Genomic DNA, 23,574 nt, shown 5'->3' with positions numbered 1-23,574 from the left:
TCGCATAAACGAAATTAATCCTTGGCTAATATTTCTTTATTGCTCCTGGATCTAAAAATCTTACTAAATATTGACCAATATGATTTAACGACTAAATCATAGTTTCAAGGTATTCTCTTACGACCACTCTCAATAAAATTCTCATCTTTATCTATAAATATAATTGCCTTACCAGTCGACAAAAAGCCTTTTTAAGAGGTATAATTCGTTCACTTTTTTTACAGTTAGATATCTATGAATCATAAAATAGGATTTGTCAGTTTGGGTTGCCCTAAAGCTTTGGTTGATTCAGAACGAATTATTACCCAACTTCGTGCCCAGGGATATGAATTGGTGTCCAGTTATCAGGATGCCGGTGTCGTCGTCATTAATACTTGCGGGTTTATTGACAGCGCTGTTAAAGAATCATTGGATACCATTAAAGAAGCAATGGCAGAAAATGGGCGCGTTATCGTCACAGGTTGTTTGGGCGCTAAGGCAGAGATCATTAAAGAAGCCTGCCCTGACGTGTTACATATAAGCGGTGCCCATGCCTACGAAGAAGTTGTGAATGCAGTACATGAGCATCTACCTCCCCCAGCAGATCCCTTTTCACAACTTATTCCTCCGCAGGGAATTAAATTAACCCCACGTCATTATGCTTATTTAAAAATCTCTGAGGGCTGCAACCAAAAGTGTACTTTTTGTATTATTCCCACAATGCGTGGGAAGTTGCAAAGTTATCCAATGGCCCAAGTTCTTACTGAAGCACAAAAATTGAAAGATGCCGGTGTCAATGAGATTTTAGTCATTTCCCAGGATACAAGCGCCTATGGGGTAGATACTCGTTATGAACCCATCGCCTGGAAAGGAAAAAGCATCAATACCCGGTTTTATGATTTATGTGAACAATTAGGGGAGCTCGGCATATGGATTCGATTGCATTATGTCTATCCCTATCCGCATGTCGATGAAATAATCCCTTTAATGCGGGATCGTTTGATTCTTCCCTATCTAGACATACCCTTACAGCATGCTAATTCAAGAGTTCTCAAGGCAATGAAGCGCCCTGCTAGCAGTGAAAATACCCTATTGCGCATTGCTTCATGGCGAGAAGTTTGCCCTGATATTACTTTACGATCGACCTTTATTGTCGGTTTTCCCGGAGAAACAGAAGAAGAATTTGAAGAATTGCTTGAATTTCTCGAAGAAGCACAACTCGACCGCGTAGGCTGTTTCAAATATTCTCCTGTTGAGGGAGCGAAAGCCAATGAATTAAGCAATCCCGTACCTGAAGAGATAAAAGAAGAACGCTACCATCGTTTTATGCAATTACAAGCAGAAATAAGCCGTGATAAGTTGGAAAATAAAATTGGAACGACTCAAACCGTTTTAATTGATGAGGTAAACCAGGAAAACATCATTGCACGTAGCCAAAGTGATGCGCCAGAAATAGATGGCCTTGTAATCCTCCCTCCTACTCCTGACATTAAAGTGGGCTCCTTTGCCGAAGTCATGATCACAGACAGTGATGATTATGATTTGTATGCAGAATTTAAATAAAAATACGAGTTTTAGAAAAATGGATTTTTCCAAACTCTTTTATCGATGGTGTTGTTCTCCATGTTTATTATTCCCAGAACTAATGAATTGGTAAAACAGTAATATCATGCCTGGAGGTAACCGTAATTGTAGGTACAGGAAGAGAATTATTGACGGGCATCATTTTCACTACCCCTGCGACGCATAGAAGTTTTCCAAGGTATATTGAATTAGGTATGTCATCAGGTAACATCAGGATTAAATCCGCTCCAACCATACCATCGAGCCCAGACTGCCCAATATTGATCCCGTTCAGGCTATTTATTGTTTTACTCGCCCGCCCACAAGCAACAACAGCTTCATTTTCATGCTTTTTTGCTTCACTTGATGGAATTTTACCCGGACCATAGTCTATCTGTTTTATTGGGAGAACGACCTCGGTCACCCCTTGTGCAGAAGCATGGCAGTGGATAACGAGTAATAAGACCCAGATTCCTCTTCTGATCATCATAAACGCCATCCTTGATTTCAGATTACGTCTTCTTAGTATATATCTAAATCAAAAAACCAATTTAATAACGAAGAAATTATCGATTATCCATATTATGGAAGTTCTTGATTATAAAGTCGTTGACACAAAGACAAAATTTCATCCTGCATGCTTTGGCTCGCAACGATACCTGGTCGTAATAAATTTTGATGTAATAATTGGTGATGTTTTTTGTATGCTTTCTTTAAAAAAATATAATGTTTCTTATGGAATAACCCGATTAAAAATAAATGGTGCAATTGACTTAATGTGTTCGTATAACGAGCGAGGGCTGGATCCCCCAAACGAAGCATGAAAAACTGTACCAAAAACTCCAAATCCAGTAATCCGCCAGCAATAGAATCACGATCTTGATGCTGCTCCATTTTGGAACGCATCGTCAATACGTCCTGAAGTAAAGTCGCTTTATCTCGAGTCTGCGATAAAATCGTTTTTTTCAGCTGTAAAAAAGTATGGCGAATCCTTGGATTTCCTGACAAAACGCGTGCTTTAAGTAAAGCTTGATGCTCCCATGTCCATGCCTGGTTTTTTTGGTACTCAACAAATGCATCCACATGGCTCACCAACAAACCTGCAGCGCCCGATGGCCTAAGCCTCGTATCCACTGTGTAAAGTACTCCTGACTGGGATCGCGTGGTTAACATATGCAATATCTTCTGGGTCAAACGAGTAATTAATGATTCCTCAGAGATTTTTGCAGAATGTAAAAAAACCAAATCCAAATCTGAAGCATAATTCATTTCCCGGCTACCCAATTTACCGTAAGCAATTATGGCAAACTGAGATTTTATAAATTCCATCTCGGGATAACGCAAACACAATTGTTCGCTGGCAATTGCAAGAACCTGGTTCACAATGACTTGTGCCACATCTGAAAGAAATTGCCCGATGCGTACCGCATTACAAAACCCATATAGTTCTGCGCGTGCAGCCATTAACCAGTTACTTAATTTAAATTGTCGCAAAATTTCCTCTTTTGCCTCCACATCCTGATGATGCGTTAATTTTTGAGCAAGTTGGCTTTGTAACTGATGTAATGATTGAGGCCGCCATTCCTGCCCTTGATCCAATAATACCTCCAATAAAAAGGGTTGATTGACCAGCAAAGAAGTAATAAATGGACTTTGAGCGAACCAAAAAAGTATTTCTGTTAAAACCTGCGGATTTTCAGTGAGTAAAGCAAGGTATGCGCTGCGGCCCACGATATTTTCGAGTAAATGGATTACTTGCAATAACACTTCATCAATTTCCTGGACTTGGGTTAGTTCAGCAAGCAACATCACCATAAATCTGTCTAATCTCATTCTTGCGCTTTGCGTTAATCGCCGGCAACGGGGACTGTGTCTGAAAGAATGAATCATTTGATAACAATGAGGTGCATTTTTAAAACCTAGGCTTGCCAATAAATTAGTGGCCATAGTTGTTTCTACATGTCCCTGCCAAAGACTATTTAATTGATTGGCTAATAATCTTTTCTCATCTTCATAGTCTTTAACTTGCCCCAGTACGGAATGGAATGCATAACTGATAATCCGTTGGTATTTATGAAGTTTATTAATTAAATCATCCCAGGAGAAAAATCCCATGGCTAAAGTAATTTGTTGCTGCTTTACCGGATCCTTTGGCAAAGAATGGGTTTGTTGATCATTTAAACTTTGTAAGTTGTTTTCGAGTTTCCGTAAAAACAAATAAGCCTGTTTTAAAGCATCTGTGTGAGATAATAGTTTTTCTTTTTTTAAAACAGCAAGGGCTGACAACGCATTTTGTTGCTTTAATGGAGGCAAACGTCCACCGCGAATTAATTGAAAATTCTGGATTACAAATTCTACTTCCCTGATTCCACCCTTTCCACGTTTAATATCATCCAATCTGGGATTTAGTTGGACTTCCCGCTCTATCATGGCTTTCATACTTCGCAAAGACTCAATGACACTGAAATCCACATAACGCCGGTAAACAAAAGGGACAATGAGGCGCTCAAACCATAAAGGAACATCGACTATTTTCTCTGTAATAACCCTTGCTTTCACCATCGCATAACGTTCCCAATCCCTGCCTTGTTCTTGGTAATATGTTTCCATGGAAGCCAAACTGGAAACCAATGGCCCACTGTCTCCATTAGGACGTAATCTTAAATCAACTCGAAAAACAAACCCATCTGGAGTCACATTTTGAAGGATCTGTACAAATTGTTGTACCAGCCTACTAAAATAATGTTGGCTTTCAATGCGCTCTTCACCATCAGTTTTCCCGGATTCAGTGTATGCAAAAATAAGATCAACATCAGAAGAATAATTAAGTTCCCTACCTCCAAGTTTACCCATTGCCAATGTATACAGAACGACTTCATTGCCCAATTCATCACGTGGTATTCCATATTTTAAAGACAAGGATTGTTTGCAATAATCCAGCGCATGCAAAATAATGGCATCAGCACAATCAGACCATGCCTGCATGATTTGTTCTGTAGTTGCTTTTCCTGAGATTTCCAAAAGAAGTAATTGTAAAAAATGAGTATTTCGGAATTGACGTAACGAACGTAAATAAGTGGATTGTGTCATTTGGAGTGACAATTTTGCGAGAGCGCAAAAATAATAATCCCTTGAAGGCAAAAAAAAACAGGATTCGTCAGTCATTAATGGTTTTAATAATTGAATTTGCCTGCAGGCAAAATCGCTTATCAGTAATAATTTGGTGACATGATCCCGTAAAGGAGGATGTAAGTCAGAGAGATGTTTTTCAATGAACCATGCTTTCGATTGAAGTATCTCAGGGATATCCATTGCCATATATTTTTAATTTTTCATTCCCAAATATAAACTCTCGTTATAATATAATCTATAAAAATCAATAACAATTCCATAAATTTGATATGATCCGCTTAATTCTCATTGCATTGACATGTTTTACTTCTTCACTTTTTGCCGAAGGTGAACCTTTAAATGTGGGAATTGAAAGCTTTGATCCTCCTTTTGTCATGCAAGGCGCTCACCATCAAGCGTATGGCTTTGATGTAGACATGATGAATAGCTTATGCAGAATTATGAACAGGACTTGTTCATTTCATGTCATGCGTTTTGAGCAATTAATTGACGCAGTGATTAACAAAAAAATTGATGTTGCAGTCAGCTCGATTACTATAACCAGTGAGCGCGCGAAGCTGGTAAATTTTAGCCTTCCCTATCTACTGAGTTATTCAAGATTTTTAGAAAGCAAATCCATTGCCCAAGAAGCTTTTAGTCTGGATTTATTAAATTCAAAAAAAATTGGTTTGGAAACAGGCACGGTGTTTTTTGAGCAGCTAAAACAAATGGGGGTAAAAAATCCCAATATTAAAGAATATAAAGGTATTGAAGAGCAGCTTTCAGCATTAAGCAGAGGAGATGTCGATATTATTCTTCTAGATAATGCAACTGCTATTTATTGGGCATCCAATTCATCAGAATCATTTAGGCTCATAGGCCCACCTTATATGTATGGCAATGGCTATGGGATCATTGTCAATCCGGATGATCCCCAATTGTTAGCCCGTATCAATGATGCATTAGTTCAATTTCAAAATTCCGAAAGTTACAAACAGAATTATAATAAGTATTTGCTTGAATTTTAATTGATAAAAAATCAAGCGAAAAAGAGATTTCAAAAAATGGGAAGACGTTGTCTTCTTCCATTGATTGAACAAGAATTAATGTAAGGTTTGCCCTTGGGTCAGACAACGGGTAATCACTTGCCGTGTGATAAAATCGCCCTGATTCACACCATACATTGAATTAAAATGTTTTGCTAAAATCACAACCCATTCAGATAAACGGAAACTCATCTTTTTTTCAGCTTGGTCGACAACTATTTCAAAAAGACCTAAAGTATCACTTTCACGTTCATTCGCATATTCTTCCATAATCACCCGGGCAGCTTGCAAATCTTTGTCTCTGGTAGGCCAGTTCTGACTCATAATAATCTCCCTAAAAGCATGATTAGGTCTGGTATAAATTCTATTTAACCCTAGTTAATTTAAAGAAAGTACAAGAAAAAATAGGATCATATTGTCTCATATTTTGTACAAATTTTCAAGATACTAGATATCCTCGCTATTAAAACAAGCGGTTATGGTGCGCTCGTCTTTTTGTCATTCCTCGCGAAAATATTTGCAATGTACTACCCTCCACATACTCTTTTTTTCGTTGAATGTGTGCGTCAAGTACTCTAAAATCTCAGGGTTCAACTTTTTTCAATTAAGTATCAAGGGATGAAATGACTAATGTAATGGAAAGGAGTTCCGCTGAGCAAGATTCTGTTTCTAACGTTTTAAAATGGGTATTGTTACTCACAGCTGTCCTTTCTTTTGCTATTCTGATTTGGGGTACCTTCAAAACGTATCAACTTGCGCCACCTCTTCCTCAAAAGTTTGTCGCCGCAGATGGACAAATTTTAATGAGCGATGCCGATATTATCGCTGGAAAGATGGGGTTTCAAAAAGCCGATCTCATGGATTATGGAAGCCTGTATGGTATGGGGTCCTATTTTGGCGAAGATTACACAGCCAAATACCTGGTCCTTCTTGGCCAGATTGTAGAAAAAGAATTGGCTTTAAAAAAATTCTCACAACCATTTAATATCTTATCTGAAGGAAATCGATATGAAATTCGAATGGAAATGCAAAGGTTACTCAAATCGATAGATTTATCTCAACCGGTTGTCATTTTTCCCGAAGCTTTAAGTACTGCGATTCGCCAATTGCAATCACAGATTGCTGATTCCCTCCTGAAACATGATTTTGTTTCGGGATGGACTCAAGCTTATAGTCTTAATCCTCAAACTGCGCTGCAAACCGCAAACTTTCTCCTTTATTCTTCTTTAACTACAGTCGCGAATAGACCAGGGAAAACATTTTCGTACACCAACAACTGGCCTTACCAACCCGAAGTTGGAAACGTACCTACAGACGCCACATTTTACTGGACATGGGTTTCCTATTGTTTTGTTTTTTTTGGGTTTGGAGTCGTACTTTATATCTATCATCGTTATTTAAGCGAGCCGGACATTGGGATTAAAACTCCATTCCTGTTAACTTTTAAACCCTTAACTTCGAGCCAGAGGAAAGTTGGAAAATATTTCATTTTCGTTTCTTTGGTTTTGTTGATTCAAATAGGTGTTGGCGCGCTTCTTGCCCATTCTTATGCGGAACGTGAAGCATTTTACGGAATCAATATTTCCGCCGTATTGCCATTTAATTTTTTGCGGGATGTGCACATCCAAACACCAATTGTTTGGATAGGGGTGGCCTGGATTAGTACTGCAATATTTTTAGCGCCCATTATTAGCGGCCAAGAAAGCAAAGGACAGGGTCTTTTAGTGGATATCCTTTTCTGGGTCACACTTTTTATTGTCGCGGGCGCCCTTATTGGAAATTATTTAGGCATTATGGGGTATATTGATAAATCTTGGTTTTGGTTGGGCAATCAGGGTTTGTCTTATCTGCAGTTAGGACGATTTTGGCAGATTGGATTTTGTATCGGCTTGTTTTTGTGGTGTTTTATTGTCTTTCGCGGGATGTGGCCTACTTGGAAACAAATAAAAACTGCCACCGTTGAATTCTGGACAGGACGCATCCGTTTGGAAAACCTGTTCTGGGCAAGCACAATAAATATCGCCATTTTATATTGCTTTGGAATGATTCCGCTTACAGGAATTGAAAAATCCTTCACAATTACTGATTTTTGGCGATGGTGGGTTGTCCATTTATGGGTAGAGCAATCATTTGAGTTTTTTACGGTATGCGCTACCGCATATCTTTTAATGGGAGTTGGTTTGGCTTCAAGACGATTGGTTGAAAGAACCGTTTATTTCGAAGTCATCCTCATTTTTCTTGGGGGAGTAATAGGCACAGGGCACCACTGGTATTGGACTGGGACACCGGATATGTGGGTTCCTTTAGGAACCATGTTTTCTTTTATTGAAGTTTTACCTCTAAGCTTGTTAATCATGAGTTCTATTGAAGAACTGAATTTAATAAAAAAACAAAAAGCGTTTACCTATAATTTGATTTATCTTTATATTTTAGGAGCTGCCTTCTGGAATTTTATTGGTGCCGGTGTATTTGGCGGAGGCACCTTAAATGCACCTTTGATTAATTATTATGAACATGGAACTTTCTTAAGTTTAAACCATGCCCATACTGCTTTATTTGGTGCTTTTGGTTTGCTCGCAATAGGCCTTGTCTATTTTTGTTTGAGATTTGCTACTGGCGATAAACTACTCTGGAATGAGACATTGGGGGTTTGGGCTTTTTGGCTTTACAACCTGGGCTTAATTTTGTGGATACTGCTAAATTTCTTCCCAATTGGATGGGCCCAGTTAATGGATGTATATCGACATGGCTTTGCGCACTCAAGAAGCCTGGACTTTTATAATACAACATTATTGTGGCAATGGCTGCGAACACCAGGAGATGTCGTCTTTGCCTTGGGGGCACTAATTATGGCCTATGATTTTATTTTAAAATTGCGACCATTTTATCCAACCCTGTGGCCTTTTCTGGAAAGAAAAAACAAATCGGTTATGCTGCGTCCCCTCGACTAAGCAGTTGAAAAAGAGGTATGGATACATTGAATTGTAAACTCAAATATAATTGGAAAGAAGGTTTTTACGGTTTTGACAAAACAATGTCTCGAATAAACCTTGATTTACATTCTAGAATGTTTTCCCAAGACAGAATATCATATATTCAATTATCCCATTTTGAATGAATCTATGACTTTTCAAATCTTACCTTCAATTTTATCCGCGGATCTCACTTGCTTGGGTGATGAAGTAGAGTCCGTCATGCAAGCTGGCGCAGATTTTATTCATTTCGATGTCATGGATAATCATTATGTACCGAATTTAACTTTTGGACCTGCTTTTTGTGAGGCCCTCATCAAGCGTTTTCCCAAACTTCCTATCGATGTTCACCTCATGGTTGAACCTGTTGATACCCTCATTGAAGCTTTCGCAAGCAAAGGTGCCAAACGCATCAGTATTCATCCCGACGCCACCATTCATGTCGATCGCAGTTTAAAACTGATAAAGGATTTAGGATGTGAGGCTGGCCTGGTTTTAAATCCAGCAACGCCCATTGAGGTATTAACCTGGTGTGCCCACAAACTTGATTTTATTCTGGTGATGACCGTAAACCCCGGTTTTGGCGGTCAGAAGATGATTACTGAAATCATTGATAAAATACCGCAAATCCGGAAACTGTATCCTCAAGTGGATATTTGTGTCGATGGGGGAGTAAACATAGACAATATAGCCACTTTAGCCCATGCAGGAGCAAACCAATTCGTGGCAGGGGCTGCCGTGTTTAACAGTATGAATTATAAGGACACAATTGATGCGATGCGTAAACAACTGGCAACCATTTAAAGAACTTCATTTTAAAAAAAACATATGAAAAAAATTATATTATTTCTATTGAGTGTAATTAGCGTTCAAAACAGTCTTGCGCTTTCTGGCCAAGAGTATATGGAGCGATTCAATACCTATTTAAACTTTACTCAAAATCTCCCTGCAGCAAATCCCAGTCCCTCATTTATAGAATTTATTAGTGGATCCGCTCCTTTATCCACGAAATTACGGGAAAAATGGCTCTATGAATTAGCCAAAAATAAAAATTGGAATTATTTTTACCAATATTATCAGCCATCCAAAGATCTTAATCTGGTTTGTTATAAAGAAATTGCGACCTATCATATGGGGAAGCAACAAGAAGCATTAAACGAATCATTGCCTATTTGGTTAAGTGGTGATTCAAGACCACCCTCGTGTAATAGTTTATTTGATTTGCTTTTGAAAGATGAACACTTTGATCAGAATTTAATTACCCAAAGGATTGCTTTAGCTTTGGAGCGGCGTAACATTCAATTAGCACGTTATTTATTTAAGCAATATAAAACGTCCCATGCCAATGAAGTGAACGCTTTAAATTCGGTTTACCAAAATCCGGAAAACATCAGCAAACTGATTCCTGGTGGGTTAAATAGTGATATCTATTTATATGGTCTTAAGCGGATGGTTTCAATCAATATGAATAAAGCCATTAAATTGTGGCAAGAAAGAAAAACTTCAAAAATTCTTAATGAGGCTCAGCAACAAGCATTTTTAGCGCATGTAGCTTTGTATAAAGCAATGCGGAACCATGAAGATGCATTACAATGGTTCGACCAGGTAAAACCACAATATTACAATGATGTATTATTGGATTGGCAAATACGTTTTGCTTTAAAACGAAAAAATTGGGTACAAGTTTCTACATTAATCAATGATTCAAAGAATAAAGATGAACCGTGTTGGCAATATTGGTTAGCCCGTTCCCTGCAAGAGCAAGGAAAAAAAGAAGAAGCACGGTTAATCTATGAAAATTTGGCCAAAAATAGACAATACTATGGATTTCTTGCGAGCTTACATCTTAATAAAAAACCCAGTTTTACTAATGAAATACCCACGACGAATCTGGAGGTATTAAAACCCTACCAAACATTCATCGATCAAATTCAAACCCTTTATAAAACGAAACAGACAGTACAAGCATCTCGTTTACTTAATGATTTTATTAGCGAGTTACCCAAAGATGAGGCAAGCGCTTTGGTTTATTGGATTGATGGAAAGTTACAGTGGCATGGAAAATCCGTTTACTTAAGCAATAATGAAACGCTTAATAACCAGCTGTCGCTCAGATTTCCATTAGCGTATCAAGACAGTATTTCCCTTTATGCAAAAAAATATGCTATTGCACCAGAATTTATTTATGCCATTATCCGTCAGGAAAGCGGATTCAGGGATGATGCAACTTCTACAGCCGGTGCTCGAGGTTTGATGCAAGTCATGCCGTATACTGCGAGAGTCGTCTCAAAAGCAGACAAAATTCCTTATCAGGATCAAAATCAATTGTTCTTGTCACAAAAGAACATTAACATTGGAGTAGCTTATTTAAAACAATTGGCAAAAAGATTTGGAAATCATCCCATACTTATTGCCGCAGCTTATAATGCTGGGCCAAAACAAGTAGTATATTGGCTTAAAACTCACCCACCAAAAGAAATTGATGTCTGGATAGAAACACTCCCATGGCAAGAAACCAGAAATTACTTAAAAAATATCATGGCGTTCTACATTGTTTATCAATATCGCTTAGGACAAAAACCGAATTGGAGTCATTTTTTGGAATCCCTCTAATCAAATTATCATGACGCATTCATTAATTTCGCGTCGCCACCTCGACGCAGATCATTCGCTACATATACGATCACTTTCTGGGCTAATTGTTCTATAATTATACAATCCATATAAAAAGGTGAATACTCGAATTCCCAGAGTTCCCTAAGGTGATTTTTATGATAAAGATAACCTACTCTATTGGTTTGAGTAGCTTACTCCTTCTATCGGGATGCGCTCCAACTGCTTCTATTGTCGGTACCAATTATCAACCGATCCATTACACCTACGCCGCGGGATATAACCCGCCCCAAGTAGCTTATCCCGATGTCCCCGTGGATGCAAATACATCCATAGATAGTGAAGCCATCGTTCAACAGGAATATGCCATTAATGAAATGAATGATTCTATTGCTGCAGCACAACAACAAAATGAAGCCACACAAGCAGCCGTTATGCTGCAACTTAATACAGTAACGGTGACGCACGTCCCTTAAGAGTTCGTTATTGGGGCTACTTCAGTTTGCAGGCGTGAAAGAGGCGCACTCGTTATCAATATTTATAACTATTGTGAATCTGCAGCCTCCCTGCTAACTCACTGATTACAGACAAGTGCCAATCGATGGAGCGGGCGGGCAAGAAAAATGGTGCGCTTCTAGAATATTGAGGAAATTGTCTGTAGTGGACTTACAAAGCGACCGACTTAATAAATGCAACATATGCTCTAATTCCGTTTTATTAAATCGGGTCATTAAGGGAAGACTACTCAAAGATCCAATCACCTCTTCTTGATCTAAAATTCCGTTGTTTTGAAGTACCATTTTGTAACTTTCAGCATCCAACATCCCAGCACTGTGCAGATGATTTAAAAAATGGTAAGCCCCCAAACCCAATTTGCTGACGTTGATAAAATCTTCTGTTGCTGAACGGGATTCTAAAAGCGAAACAGACGATAACAACATTATATTTTTGGCAAAAATATTCGCATTTTCAGGATATTTTTCTAAGAATTTAAAATAATGCATCAGAAAATCTGGAGCTGAAATGAGTTTTTTAGCGCCTTTATAAATTTGATCGATATTGGAGGCATTTCTTATAAAGAGATCTACTAAATTGAAACCATATAAGTTTTTCTCTAAGAGAAATGCAAGTAAGTCCATGATTGTACTCATTTGCAGGGGTTGAACCATACTGGCACGGAGTTTATCTACAAAAATTTGTGGACTTTCTGGTCCGCTATATGCCCGATCTTGGAGATCAATAATAAATTGTGACATCTTAAGTGATGCTTCAGGGTATGCGAGCATTAAATTAAAACTGGAAGTATCCAGTAAATCCTCTTCATGTAAAGACCGTACGGCTTGAGCTACGGTTTCATCTGCTTTTGCGGCTTTAAATAAGGACTCAGCCGAAATGAAATCAGGGCTGATATTGTTCTCGCTCAACAATCCCAATAAGTTAATTACCCCACCCAAATGACAAATATTCCGTTGAATCAAATGTTCTATTTCAGGAGTTAGAACCTTATTGAGATCTTTAAGACTTTTAAATAAGGAAATGAGACGATTGCCATATTCCGGATAGTTTGCAATGAGATGCAACATCCGCGGGTTGTTTCCTAAATTTAATTTATTTAATCTATCCATTAATTTAGAGGAAATTTTTACCTCTGTGGCATTAGTTTGACTCTGTGTTTCAGAAACGACCTTGGGAATGAGAGTTTGAAACATCATATTGGTGCTGGTTGAATGATTGAGGTCTGAAGAGGTACTATCTTTCTGATATCCGCCCATAGTTGTCCCTAAATTGTTCGTAAAGGAACAAAATATAGCATGTAAGCATGTATTTAAGCAAATTATGCTAGGGAGCTCCTGGGCCTTTTATGACCTGATGGTTACTAAGTATTTCAATAAACTCATTTAAGTGTTTCTGTGGACTGGGTTGTTGCATTATTTGAAGCATTTGTACCAATTCATCTTTAAGGAACTCTTCAAATAAAGGGATATGACAAAACAATTCAATTACTTCCGGATTTGTCAAAACAGAATCATCCTGACAAACCGCTTTAAAAGTTTCATGATTCAATATTCCTGCTTGTGCGAGGTTATTTAAGAAGTGATAGGCTCCAATGCCTAATTTGCTTGCAGTAATTAAATCTGGTTTTTTCCGATAATCGATGAGTGATGCATTGTTTAATAGCAAAATAAGATTCGCCAAGAGATTGGCATTCCCTGGATTTGTCTCTACAACTGATAAAAAATTCAAATCCAGTTTATTTTGTGAAGCGAGTTTTTTACATCCTTCGTAAATAACCTGGAGATATTCTTGTTGTCTTACAAAGATATCAAGGCAATCAAAGTAATAAAGATTTTCATCTAAAAGAAGAGTAATTAACCTGATGAATGTGTCTATATTTTTGGGAGAAATAGTGTTGAGTTTTGCAACGATATTTTTTGTTGGGTAGGCATGCTGTTGCAATTTGAAAATTGAGTTTGCAAGCAATATGGAATGTTCTGAATGGTTCATCAGCAAGAGGATAAGCGATAAATCAAGTGAACCATGGGTTTTGAGCTGCTCCAAACTTTGTATTAGGTATGTCCCAAATTTTGCACTGTCAAATAAAACTTTTTTAGGAAGAAGAGCTGCGTCTATTCCTTCTTTTTTCATGAACTCTAATACCTGGAAAAGGATTCCGGCATCGGTAATATGGCTATCAATAAGATCGTGAAGTTCATCATCTAATGGAATATGATTTTTTTTTAATGAATGATATAAGCGGGCCAGTCGCTGGACGTATTCAGGGTTATCTTCCAGAGTTTTTTTCATCCGTTCATCTGGCTCCAAACCTAGTTTGGATAATAGAGTCATCATTTTTCCTTTTCTATCCATTATTTGATTGAATTTAAGATATGTCATTTGCTGCCCTACCATCCTTTTGTCATATTAACTGATGCATCTCACATCAATTTAATGATTTCACGTATAACAAAATAGAAACATCCAGCTCAAGATCATAACAAATAAAGAATATTTTAAATATAGTAGATCATGGAAGGACAAGGTTTTACTTTCTTAAGTGTACGGTTCATTTTCTTTATATGATCAATAAATTTTCAATGAAATCACTTAATAGTCACTTAATCTTCCTTTTATATAATTTTTGACATTAGGTAAATTGTGACCTATCTACTCAGTCAAATCTCACAATGACCTAACTTAAAATCCAATGTCAAATAATTATACACGGGGGATACATAAGAATGGGCGCTAGAGACGAAGTCGTTCGACAGCAGATCGAAGATTTAAAAAATTACACGGATACCGTTGCAGCGGTATATTTATTAAAAGAAGTTGTTGATACTGGGGCAGTTGTGACCATCGGATCAGCAAAAGATAAAATTGATGAGGAAAATTTAAAACAAAATCCTAAGATTGGTAATGTGGTCAAAGCAATTTTGGCAGTAGCAGGAAAGCCTGAAGAGGGAGGTAAGTGGGTTCTTAACGGTCTCGACGGCAAACCCCATCTTGAAGCTGCAATTACTATTGGTAGTGCGGTATATACTGTGGATTTAGTCTTCGAAGGAAATGACAGTACTGTCTCTACCACACAAAATTATACGATGAATATCACAAGTAAGTTAACTGCAGAAGTAAGCAGAGGTAAGTTATTCTTCGATAATGATCGTACTGCCACGGTTAAATTAATTTATGACAAAGAAGGTGATGTTCGAGCTGTAACCAAAAAAGGATTATCTATAGATACGTCATCTTTCATTCCGCGTGCCTATCAAAATGAAATTTTAGCTAAATTTCATGACAGCTTAAAAGATAAAAAAGAACAGCGCCTTGCCGTTATGGGTACTGGATCTGGTAAAAGTATTGTTATGGCCGGTATTGCCCAAGCCACTGGGCGTACAGTCATGATTGTGCCTGATGAAACTTTAGTAAAGCAACAATCAGAAGAAACAATAGACATGCTGGGTAAAGGCATTGTGAACGGAGTCAAAGTATCGCCTCCGCGGGTTTTCACCTTTACCACTTTGATAAGTAAAGTGGATGCATTAGCAGGTGTTGAGGATTTTAATGAGCTGGAAGAAAGCGATAAAGAAGAAATGAGACAGTACTTTGCTAAAGTAATTGCAGGAACTGAGCCTTATGATCAAATCGTTTTACAAGCTGAGCATCCATTGTTCAAAATTATTGCCGGTGAAATTAAAGATTCAATGGTATTAATTGATGAAAGCCACCGCCATACGTTTGACGAGAATGATGCACTGATTTTGAAAGGACTTCAAGAACACAACACAATCCTGGCATTAACAGCGACACCCACTTCAAAATTGTATGATTTATTTCAAGGTGCTCCTTTAGATGATTTGAGTTTGGGCGCAGCTATCGAATTAGGGACGATTCGACCCATTCTGCCAGAAGTAGCTTATTTGGAAGAAAAAGACTTGGTTGATCAAGCAATCATCCACTACTTTGATGATTACTATCTGGAAAAAGGTATGGTGGGTTATGTCGATCCAAAAGAGTTAAAGCAGAAGATCATCTTGTCTGAAGGTCTGGAAGATTCTGTGGCACAACAAAAAGCAATTAATCAGGCCTTGGAATTAAATCGCATCCGTTGTCAAAGGAACATGGGTTTCTCTGATGATAAAGATACCCGAGAAAAGTTGGCTGCTGCGTATCAAAAAATTGCAAATGGCGACAGAGAGACGATTGAAAAATATCAAGATGAAGTCGCAAAACTTAGACAAAAGTCAGAATGCGAAGCAAGATTGAAATTGACTCAGGAATTTGGCTCTGTGGATGAAGTAGAGTTCAGAAAACACGTCGCAAAACCTGTGGTCAATTTAAAACAAGATATTGATAGAGAACAACAAAAAGATATCCAAAGAACAATCAACAGTTATGCTTTAGCACTTGTATTTAATGAAAAACCTGCAGATATTGCTGAGAAGGATAGATCCCATAAACTGAATGCTTATTTGAAAGAATGGGATGAGAATATCGAAAAATACGAGCGTGGAGATACTATTCCTTCCCCAGTAGCTAACAAGCTTAAATCTTGTGAGAATAAAAATAGAATTACTTTATCAGAAGCTTTAACCAATTTACGAGGCCCTATTTCAAACCTGCCTACTGCTCAAAAGGAAGCTATTACCAAATTAGTATTGGATAGAGCAGAAGCTTTGTTAATGGAAATTAATCATTCACGACCTATATCAACAGTTATCACTGGCGCAACTCCAGTGCATCTAGGCACCTTAAAAGCAACGGAAAATTATGCCAGTGCAATCGATATGAGTACGGCACAAACTACAGTGGATGAACAATTAGCTCAAATCGAAGTAGGGTTGAGAACTCATATTGTAGCGGATCAAAGAATTGCAACAGGTGTGAGTATTCGAGATATTTTAAACGTGCAAATTATCAATAATAATTCACCGGTAATTGAATCAGATATCAACGTCATTAATGGAATTCTTTCAGGACCTCAGGCTGCCGGTCGTTGTGTCAGAAATAAAGATGTGGAAGCGCGTGCGCAACAATACATTGATTCACGTTATCAAAACAAAGGACTTATTCTTACTGTAGATGAAATCATTGATCCCAAAGAATCTGCAGCGAAAACAAGAGCAGTCATGGAGAATAGAGAGAAACAAGCTCAAAAGGAAAGAGAAGCGATTGTCGCTTTACAAAGCGTCATAAGAGGTTTCCAATCATTTAGTCTGTTCCAACAATACCTACCTTTACATAAGAAGATTGAGGAGCTTTCTGCAAAATTGGAGATATCCAAAGAGCTATTAAAGGATAAGGAACGTACCTTCAGGAAAAAGGAGTTCGAATTAGATTATCTGAAAGAGGCGCGTACTCAAAAAGAAGATCCTATTCTTAAAGAGATAAACAAATTAGAAAAGGAATTACAGATTGTACCAGGAAGAAAAGAAGGTGCCCCCCTTCCAACAGAGTATGCACGAAATATGTCTTTATACTTGTTATGGGTCAGATCTACTTTGAAAAGAGCGGAACTCGAATCTGAAACAAGGGAAGTAAGACAAACAATCCATGAGGTCGAACAAGAAATGCATGTGTTGGAAGAAGCAATCAGTGAGCTTCAAAAGGCCATTCAAGAAGGAACATTGAAATTGGATAAAATGAAGGAACAAGAAGAACTATTGGTTCAAAAAATAGAAGAACTCAACAAACATCTTACCCTGTAAATATCATTTGTTCTTCATTATTACCCTCCTCTGCGGAGGGTTTTTTATATACAAGAATTTAGTGGCCCAGCCAGGATCACTCATCAATGCGATGGCTAAAATACATAGGCTCTTATCATCTCTCACCAAGAGTGTTTCTTACAAACCGCAGCAACACATGATCACTTCGCACTGCAGATTCCTCCAAAGCCTTACCAGGGCTTAAAAAACCAGCAAACATGGCTTCCAAAATCTCATCATTAATCCCGCGTATTTGATTTTGAGGGCCGAAACGCTGGATGGATTTTTCGGGAACTTCCCCTGCTAAATCTTTGCGTGCCATGTATAAAGCAGGATGGCGGCTGCTTCGCAATATATCTGCATAAACACCTTGTAACCCAATTGGTACATAACCTGTATGCTCGTGCCAACGTTTTTGGGTTTCCGGTTTTGCTATAAATGCAAAGAATTGGGCAATCCCTTTATAGTGATCACGATTTTTCCCAGCTACTGCCCATAATGCTGCCCCTCCAGCGACATTCGCATGTCTTAACGCACTGACTTCTGTATCTAAAGGCATACTGGCAATACCGATGCGGAAAGGAACGAGAGCGGACAAGCTATTATATGCGCCAGAGGACTGACTAAATAAAGGACAAACACCACTTGTAAACAGAATTGTGGCATCATCCACCCTGCCAGCATATCGGAGATACTTCAGAGAATGCCACCTTTTCAACCGTTTAAAATGATGAAGTAATTGCGGTGTTGCATAAGCGGTACGCAGCGGATTATTTTGGGTAAGCGGTAATCCATGGATTGCCAAAAAAGATTCAAATAAAACCCAGCCGGGATAAGCCGTGGTGTAGGTGCAATCATAACCGCCTTTTTTTAATTTTTCCGCCAATACTTCCATTTCAGACCATGTCCGTGGAAAATTCTCTTGGGAGTACCCGATTTTGTTTAAAATATCAAGGTTGTAATACAGAGTAGGCACTGAAAGATTAAATGGCAAAGCCATTAACTGGCCGTTTTTGCTATAAAATTCACGCACAGATTGAATAAAATCATCTTTAGGTAAAGTGATTCCTTGTTCTTGCATGAGTTCATCGACGGGCTTAACCACTCCTTCTGGAGATTCCATTATGGCAGCTCCAACTTCAAAAATTTGCACCATATCCGGTGGATGATGCGCCCTGAATGCCGCGGCAAAGCTTGTTAAGGTCTCTACATAATTTCCCTTATAAATGGGTTTAATGATAAATTCGCTTTGGCTTTGATTAAATTCAGAAGCGAGTAATTTCACTTCATTACCGAGATGACCTGCCATGCCATGCCATAATATTAGTTCGATAGGCTTCGCTTTGGCTGTAAGCGCATAGAGAAAAATGAGTGAATAAAATATTATTTTTTTCATGTTATTAAATCTGGATAGTCACTAAAAACAGCGTCAACACCCCAGTCGAATAGTTTAGTTGCTAATCGCTTGCGATTTACTGTATAAGCACAAAGTACAAATCCTGCTTCTTTGATTGACCTGACACGTGCCTCCGTTAAAATCCTGCGGTTTACATGGATCGAGAAACATTCCAATTGGGTTGCTTTTAGAAACCATTGCTCATCCCATGCATGCATCAGTAAACCTAGTGGCATCTCAGGGGCAATGCTTCGGCATAATTCTAAAGCTTCCCAACAAAAACTGGAAACCAGAGGTAAATCTTTATCCTGTGGCCAATAGCGTTGAATATGACTCATCACCGTGACAGCAGTTTGCTCTTCAGATCCAGGGTAGGGTTTGATCTCTATATTTGCTTGAACTCCGGAAAAAGATAACCATTTTAATACATCTTTAAAATGAGGAATTGGCTCGCCTTTAAATTGTCGAGAAAACCAGGTGCCTGCATCCAAACTCTGTAAATAATTAGATTCAACTTTTCCAACCTCACCCCGTCCATTTGTTGTTCTCTTTAAATTATCGTCATGGATAACGAAGGGTTCTCCATCGCCACTGCACATGACATCAAACTCTATAAAGCGGCATCCTAAAGCTAATGCCTTGTTGAAAGCAGCTAATGTATTCTCAGGAGCATAAGCAGATGCACCTCTATGGCCGATAATTTTTTCTACTACCAACAATTGATTCTCCTGTAATAACAAAGGTCGGATCTTAACATCTCTGGAACCTGCCTCCTCGCCGATAACCCTACGCTGGTAGGCAGATCCGATGTCTCAGAAAAACTAGTCCCCGTGAATAACCTGCGAGGAATGAGCAGAGATATGATTAAGGAGCCGAATTTTTTAATTCTTGTTTTCGGTTCGAAGCGACTTCAACTATGGCGGTTAATATTAATTCATTACCCACGGTTAAAGCCGGAGCAGAAGGTGCTGCTGCACCCACCATCATTGTGTTCATAGTTTTTGCCTGATAGGGCATTGGTGGTTGTGGATTGGTTCCTTCAATGAAAGTTAAGTTGCTCAAACTGTAATTTTGATTGGGATATGCCTTATTGATGCGGGCAAGCTCATCGTTTACCTGTTGATACAATCGTTGTCGAATCTGGCTTAATACGTTCTGTGTTTCATCAAAACTTGGTTTAAAATCTACACTGGAAATTTCATATTTAGCGCCTGGTAAACTGACATCCTTGGCATTTTTATAAATGTCTGTTAAGGATTCCTGGTTGACCCGTGCTTGTGCTTGCACATAAAGCTTTTCAAGTCCAGAACTGTCTTGGGAACGATCGAATTCAAGGAGATGCCATTCGCCCTTTGCAATTTTGTTTAATCGGTCCATAATATCAGAACGGGCTTTTACTAAATCTGCACTGGTTAATGTGACATTAATACCAACACCCAACAAAGCGGTTTGAGTGGTAACCCATTGCTTTGCTGAAACTTGAAAGTCAATTTTATCAAGAGTTAATGGGGGATGCGGATATATAGGGGGAGCTAAAGGGTCTTCAGCAAAGGCAAACGGCGTGATGAACATGAAAGCCAGAAAACTAACAATTACTGGGCGCATTACACTCTCCAATTTTGTTGAATAATGGAACTAGTTTATACCAGCATATCCTTAAGAACCAAATTATTAAATCTTACCATTGATTTAATCAAAAAATAGGAATATAACTTCTGCAAAATATTTGCAAGAGGAGCATAACCAATGATGTCTGTGGACAATATATCAAATAACAATCCGATAGTAGCTGAAGATGATTTCCTTGATTACGCCCTCTCTCATGGTTTTGGTGACTTACATTTTAAAGTAGATCCTGCCACTGGAATGAAAGCAATCATCGCCATCCACAATACGAAGCTAGGCCCAGCTTTAGGTGGTTGCCGTTTTATTGAGTACCCTAATACTCATGCTGCAATTCAAGATGCCATGAGGCTTGCCCGCGGCATGAGTTTTAAGGCAGCTTCAGTGAACTTGCCTTTAGGTGGCGGTAAATCTGTCATTATCAAACCGAATGGGCCTTTTGATCGTGCACAATACATGCATCAATTTGGCCGGTTTGTGAACGAACTCAATGGACGGTATATCACGGCACTTGATAGCGGAACTGAATTACCCGATATGGATATTATTGGGGAACATACTCCCTATGTAGCCAGTTTATCGAAGTATCATGGCGATCCATCTCCTTCCACTGCCCGTGGGATTCTTAGGGGAATACAAGCTGCAGTAGCTTTCAAACTCGGCAAAGAGAGCTTAAACGGGATTCATGTGGCCATTCAAGGTTTAGGTCACGTGGGGTTCTTACTGGCAAGACATTTACATGAGTTAGGAGCAACGCTGACTGTGGCTGATGTTTCTTCATCTGCGGTGGAGCGCGCCGTGATGGAATTCGGGGCTAAAGCAGTGAGCACTGATCAGATTTACAAAGTACCCTGTGATGTTTTTGCTCCTTGTGCGTTAGGTGCAATCATCAATGATAGGACTATTCCACAGTTGCAGACAACAATTATCGCGGGTGCTGCCAATAATCAGCTGGCTCACACCTATCATGGTAAAAAATTGCATGATAAAGGGATTCTTTTCGCTGTGGATTATGTGATTAATGCAGGCGGACTCATATTTGCTGCATCTAAATATCTTCATACTTCAGATGACAAAATCAACGAGCAAGTCGATGCAATTTATACTCATTTAACCGAAATTTTTGCCCTTTCTGTTAAAGAAAATCTGCCCACGAGTGACATTGCAGATAATTTGGCAAAAGAAAAACTATCTTAGGATTTTCCTATGAAACATTTAAGCCTTACTCCGCAACTCTATAATTACATGCTGGATAAATCTTTAAGAGAGCACCCCTCCCTTAAAGCGCTTCGCGAAGAGACTTCTACTATGGAGTTAGCCAACATGCAAGTTGCGCCCGAACAAGCGCAATTAATGCAGTTACTCTTACGTTTGCTTCGCGCTAAAAATGTACTGGAGTTAGGCACTTTTACTGGATACAGTGCCTTAGCCATGTCCTTAATGTTGCCTGATGATGGCAAACTCATTACCTGTGACATCAATAGGGAATGGACAGGCAAAGCACATCCCTTCTGGAAAGAAGCAAAACAAGAACATAAAATAGATTTAAGAATTGGCCGTGCCTTAGATACCCTAAATGCACTTATTGATGAAGGTTGGTCTCAAAAATTCGACTTCATTTTCATCGACGCTGACAAAACGAATTATGTACACTACTACGAATTGGCGTTAAAACTAATCCAGCCTCAGGGTTTAATCGCAATAGATAATATATTCTGGGATGGTAAGGTCATTGATGAACAAGAAACAGGGGGACAAACACGCGAAATTAGAAAACTCAATGAATTAATTAAAAACGATCATCGAGTATTCATTAGCTTGTTACCCATTGCTGACGGATTATTTTTAGTTCAGCCAGTTGAATCCCAATAGCCACTTCCCATCTTTAATCGAGGAAGGTACACCGCATAATTAAAGGAGTAATAAACGATGCAGACAAATAACAATCCCTGTGGATTAGATGGTTTTGCTTTTTTAGAGTTTTCAGGTCCAGACAAAAATCGTCTGCACCAACAATTCACGGATATGGGTTTCAAGCCTATAGCACACCACAAAAATCAAGACATCACTTTGTTCCAGCAGGGAGAAATACAATTTATCGTCAATGCAGCGGTCAATTGCCAAGCTGAAGAACATGCCAAAACCCATGGCGCAGGAGCTTGCGCTATGGGTTTTAGGGTAAAAGATGCAAAAGTTGCCTTCGACTATGCCATCCAACACGGAGCCCAACCCTTTGAAGACAGTTCACACGCACATCATGGATTACTTGGTATTCAAGCAATAGGCGGAAGCGTTATTTATTTTGTCGACGCCCAACAACAACCTTTTTCAGCGGATTGGAAGTCTACAGGCAATGATAATATTCAAGGAAATGGCTTAGTGTTGATTGACCATTTAACCCATAATGTCTTTCGGGGAAATATGGATAAATGGGCTCAGTTCTATGAGTCTATCTTCAACTTTCAGGAAATCCGCTATTTTAACATTAAAGGAAAAATGACCGGATTGCTTAGCCGTGCCTTGGGTAGCCCATGCGGAAAAATTAAAATTCCTCTCAATGAATCAAAAGATGATATGTCTCAAATCGAAGAGTTTCTTCATGAATATCAAGGTGAAGGCATTCAACATATTGCATTAACTACCAACAATATATATGAAACGGTTCATACCCTGAGAACCCAAGGGGTTAAATTTCTAGATGTGCCTGATACCTATTATGAAATGATTCAAGAGAGACTGCCTTGGCACCAAGAACAAGTGAATCAACTTCATGAAGAAAAAATTTTAATAGACGGTGAGATTGATCCACAGCACGGTTTATTGCTGCAAATCTTTACTGAAAATATCTTTGGGCCCGTTTTTTTTGAAATCATCCAACGTAAAGGGAATCAAGGCTTTGGTGAAGGTAATTTCCAGGCATTATTCGAAGCCATTGAACGCGATCAGATAAGACGTGGTACTTTAAAAGAAACTTTAGCATAAAAAACTAGAAAACTATTACCTGGGTAGGCAGCTTAGCCCGGGTTAGCTTTTCTATCAGGTTATGACACCTTATCCAGGCTACT

Annotated in this window: 18 protein-coding genes; 10 read left to right on the top strand and 8 right to left on the bottom strand. The window is 38.7% G+C overall.

All coding sequences use genetic code 11. The annotated features are described in order from the left end of the window. Positions 1-234: 234 nt before the first annotated feature. On the top strand, positions 235-1,542 hold the full coding sequence (rimO, locus tag BU07_RS0103970; RefSeq protein WP_031563813.1) for a 30S ribosomal protein S12 methylthiotransferase RimO: 1,308 nt from the start codon (positions 235-237) through the stop codon (positions 1,540-1,542). 79 nt (positions 1,543-1,621) lie between these two features. On the opposite strand, the gene BU07_RS0103965 is transcribed toward rimO, so the two are convergent. Next, positions 1,622-2,032 carry a hypothetical protein gene (locus BU07_RS0103965; protein ID WP_031563812.1) on the bottom strand — a complete coding sequence of 137 codons (411 nt, stop codon included), beginning with the start codon at positions 2,030-2,032 and terminating at the stop codon, positions 1,622-1,624. 92 nt (positions 2,033-2,124) lie between these two features. Next, entirely contained in the window at positions 2,125-4,860 is a 2,736-nt protein-coding gene (gene glnE, locus BU07_RS0103960) for a bifunctional [glutamate--ammonia ligase]-adenylyl-L-tyrosine phosphorylase/[glutamate--ammonia-ligase] adenylyltransferase (protein ID WP_031563811.1), read from the bottom strand. A gap of 83 nt (positions 4,861-4,943) precedes the next feature. Between glnE and BU07_RS0103955 the strand changes: the two genes are divergently transcribed. After that, positions 4,944-5,681: a transporter substrate-binding domain-containing protein gene (locus BU07_RS0103955; protein ID WP_031563810.1), complete on the top strand. Its 738-nt coding sequence runs from the start codon at positions 4,944-4,946 to the stop codon at positions 5,679-5,681. A 75-nt stretch (positions 5,682-5,756) separates the two neighbouring features. Here BU07_RS0103955 and BU07_RS0103950 read toward each other — a convergent pair whose 3' ends face one another. After that, a complete protein-coding gene (locus BU07_RS0103950) occupies positions 5,757-6,023 on the bottom strand; it encodes a hypothetical protein (protein ID WP_031563809.1) in 267 nt (88 codons plus the stop codon). Between the two features lie 299 nt (positions 6,024-6,322). Between BU07_RS0103950 and BU07_RS0103945 the strand changes: the two genes are divergently transcribed. The 4 genes from BU07_RS0103945 (at position 6,323) to BU07_RS0103930 (ending at position 11,760) form a co-directional block, all read left to right on the top strand. Beyond that, positions 6,323-8,650, top strand: a complete 2,328-nt coding sequence (locus BU07_RS0103945) for a nitric-oxide reductase large subunit (RefSeq protein ID WP_031563808.1) — start codon at positions 6,323-6,325, stop codon at positions 8,648-8,650. 171 nt (positions 8,651-8,821) lie between these two features. After that, positions 8,822-9,475, top strand: a complete 654-nt coding sequence (gene rpe, locus BU07_RS0103940) for a ribulose-phosphate 3-epimerase (protein WP_031563807.1) — start codon at positions 8,822-8,824, stop codon at positions 9,473-9,475. A gap of 24 nt (positions 9,476-9,499) precedes the next feature. Beyond that, positions 9,500-11,284, top strand: a complete 1,785-nt coding sequence (locus BU07_RS0103935; protein ID WP_031563806.1) for a transglycosylase SLT domain-containing protein — start codon at positions 9,500-9,502, stop codon at positions 11,282-11,284. Between the two features lie 158 nt (positions 11,285-11,442). Further along, entirely contained in the window at positions 11,443-11,760 is a 318-nt protein-coding gene (locus BU07_RS0103930; protein ID WP_031563805.1) for a hypothetical protein, read from the top strand. 105 nt (positions 11,761-11,865) lie between these two features. Here the strand turns inward: BU07_RS0103930 and BU07_RS0103925 are convergent, their stop codons facing one another. Then, a complete protein-coding gene (locus BU07_RS0103925) occupies positions 11,866-13,056 on the bottom strand; it encodes a hypothetical protein (protein WP_051635454.1) in 1,191 nt (396 codons plus the stop codon). Between the two features lie 67 nt (positions 13,057-13,123). After that, a complete protein-coding gene (locus BU07_RS0103920; RefSeq protein WP_031563803.1) occupies positions 13,124-14,179 on the bottom strand; it encodes a hypothetical protein in 1,056 nt (351 codons plus the stop codon). A gap of 344 nt (positions 14,180-14,523) precedes the next feature. Between BU07_RS0103920 and BU07_RS0103915 the strand changes: the two genes are divergently transcribed. Next, on the top strand, positions 14,524-17,490 hold the full coding sequence (locus tag BU07_RS0103915) for a DEAD/DEAH box helicase family protein (RefSeq protein WP_031563802.1): 2,967 nt from the start codon (positions 14,524-14,526) through the stop codon (positions 17,488-17,490). Positions 17,491-17,605: 115 nt separating this feature from the next. Here BU07_RS0103915 and BU07_RS0103910 read toward each other — a convergent pair whose 3' ends face one another. From BU07_RS0103910 to BU07_RS0103900, 3 genes are all read right to left on the bottom strand, one after another. Continuing rightward, positions 17,606-18,886: an extracellular solute-binding protein gene (locus tag BU07_RS0103910; protein ID WP_031563801.1), complete on the bottom strand. Its 1,281-nt coding sequence runs from the start codon at positions 18,884-18,886 to the stop codon at positions 17,606-17,608. Beyond that, positions 18,883-19,602 (bottom strand): glycerophosphodiester phosphodiesterase, encoded by a 720-nt coding sequence (gene ugpQ, locus BU07_RS0103905; protein WP_031563800.1) that lies wholly within the window; start codon positions 19,600-19,602, stop codon positions 18,883-18,885. The genes BU07_RS0103910 and ugpQ overlap by 4 nt, the downstream gene beginning before the upstream one ends. 148 nt (positions 19,603-19,750) lie before the next feature. Then, a complete protein-coding gene (locus BU07_RS0103900; RefSeq protein WP_031563799.1) occupies positions 19,751-20,491 on the bottom strand; it encodes a hypothetical protein in 741 nt (246 codons plus the stop codon). Positions 20,492-20,632: 141 nt separating this feature from the next. Between BU07_RS0103900 and BU07_RS0103895 the strand changes: the two genes are divergently transcribed. From BU07_RS0103895 to hppD, 3 genes are read left to right on the top strand one after another with little or no spacing between them, the layout of a single operon-like run. Beyond that, the gene (locus BU07_RS0103895) at positions 20,633-21,706 is read left to right on the top strand and encodes a Leu/Phe/Val dehydrogenase (protein ID WP_031563798.1); all 1,074 of its coding nucleotides are present in this window, start codon (positions 20,633-20,635) and stop codon (positions 21,704-21,706) included. A gap of 9 nt (positions 21,707-21,715) precedes the next feature. Continuing rightward, positions 21,716-22,381, top strand: coding sequence for a class I SAM-dependent methyltransferase (locus tag BU07_RS0103890; RefSeq protein ID WP_031563797.1), 666 nt, complete (start codon positions 21,716-21,718; stop codon positions 22,379-22,381). 57 nt (positions 22,382-22,438) lie between these two features. Further along, on the top strand, positions 22,439-23,491 hold the full coding sequence (hppD, locus tag BU07_RS0103885) for a 4-hydroxyphenylpyruvate dioxygenase (protein ID WP_031563796.1): 1,053 nt from the start codon (positions 22,439-22,441) through the stop codon (positions 23,489-23,491). The last annotated feature ends 83 nt before the right edge of the window (positions 23,492-23,574 follow it).

This window comes from Legionella wadsworthii DSM 21896 = ATCC 33877 (genome assembly GCF_000701265.1).
GTDB lineage: Bacteria > Pseudomonadota > Gammaproteobacteria > Legionellales > Legionellaceae > Legionella > Legionella wadsworthii.
The sequence above is the reverse complement of the archived record's forward strand: the minus strand, read 5'-3'. Positions and strand labels throughout refer to the sequence as shown.

Bases quoted from the DNA above. Each gene is read 5' to 3' on its own strand.
- rimO (WP_031563813.1), top strand. From the start codon at position 235: ATGAATCATAAAATAGGATTTGTCAGTTTGGGTTGCCCTAAAGCTTTG.
- BU07_RS0103955 (WP_031563810.1), top strand. From the start codon at position 4,944: ATGATCCGCTTAATTCTCATTGCATTGACATGTTTTACTTCTTCACTT.
- BU07_RS0103925 (WP_051635454.1), bottom strand. From the start codon at position 13,056: ATGGGCGGATATCAGAAAGATAGTACCTCTTCAGACCTCAATCATTCA.
- BU07_RS0103935 (WP_031563806.1), top strand. From the start codon at position 9,500: ATGAAAAAAATTATATTATTTCTATTGAGTGTAATTAGCGTTCAAAAC.
- BU07_RS0103895 (WP_031563798.1), top strand. From the start codon at position 20,633: ATGATGTCTGTGGACAATATATCAAATAACAATCCGATAGTAGCTGAA.
- BU07_RS0103890 (WP_031563797.1), top strand. From the start codon at position 21,716: ATGAAACATTTAAGCCTTACTCCGCAACTCTATAATTACATGCTGGAT.
- BU07_RS0103910 (WP_031563801.1), bottom strand. From the start codon at position 18,886: ATGAAAAAAATAATATTTTATTCACTCATTTTTCTCTATGCGCTTACA.
- hppD (WP_031563796.1), top strand. From the start codon at position 22,439: ATGCAGACAAATAACAATCCCTGTGGATTAGATGGTTTTGCTTTTTTA.
- BU07_RS0103950 (WP_031563809.1), bottom strand. From the start codon at position 6,023: ATGAGTCAGAACTGGCCTACCAGAGACAAAGATTTGCAAGCTGCCCGG.
- BU07_RS0103930 (WP_031563805.1), top strand. From the start codon at position 11,443: ATGATAAAGATAACCTACTCTATTGGTTTGAGTAGCTTACTCCTTCTA.
- BU07_RS0103900 (WP_031563799.1), bottom strand. From the start codon at position 20,491: ATGCGCCCAGTAATTGTTAGTTTTCTGGCTTTCATGTTCATCACGCCG.
- BU07_RS0103965 (WP_031563812.1), bottom strand. From the start codon at position 2,032: ATGATGATCAGAAGAGGAATCTGGGTCTTATTACTCGTTATCCACTGC.
- glnE (WP_031563811.1), bottom strand. From the start codon at position 4,860: ATGGCAATGGATATCCCTGAGATACTTCAATCGAAAGCATGGTTCATT.
- BU07_RS0103920 (WP_031563803.1), bottom strand. From the start codon at position 14,179: ATGACATATCTTAAATTCAATCAAATAATGGATAGAAAAGGAAAAATG.
- BU07_RS0103945 (WP_031563808.1), top strand. From the start codon at position 6,323: ATGACTAATGTAATGGAAAGGAGTTCCGCTGAGCAAGATTCTGTTTCT.
- rpe (WP_031563807.1), top strand. From the start codon at position 8,822: ATGACTTTTCAAATCTTACCTTCAATTTTATCCGCGGATCTCACTTGC.
- BU07_RS0103915 (WP_031563802.1), top strand. From the start codon at position 14,524: ATGGGCGCTAGAGACGAAGTCGTTCGACAGCAGATCGAAGATTTAAAA.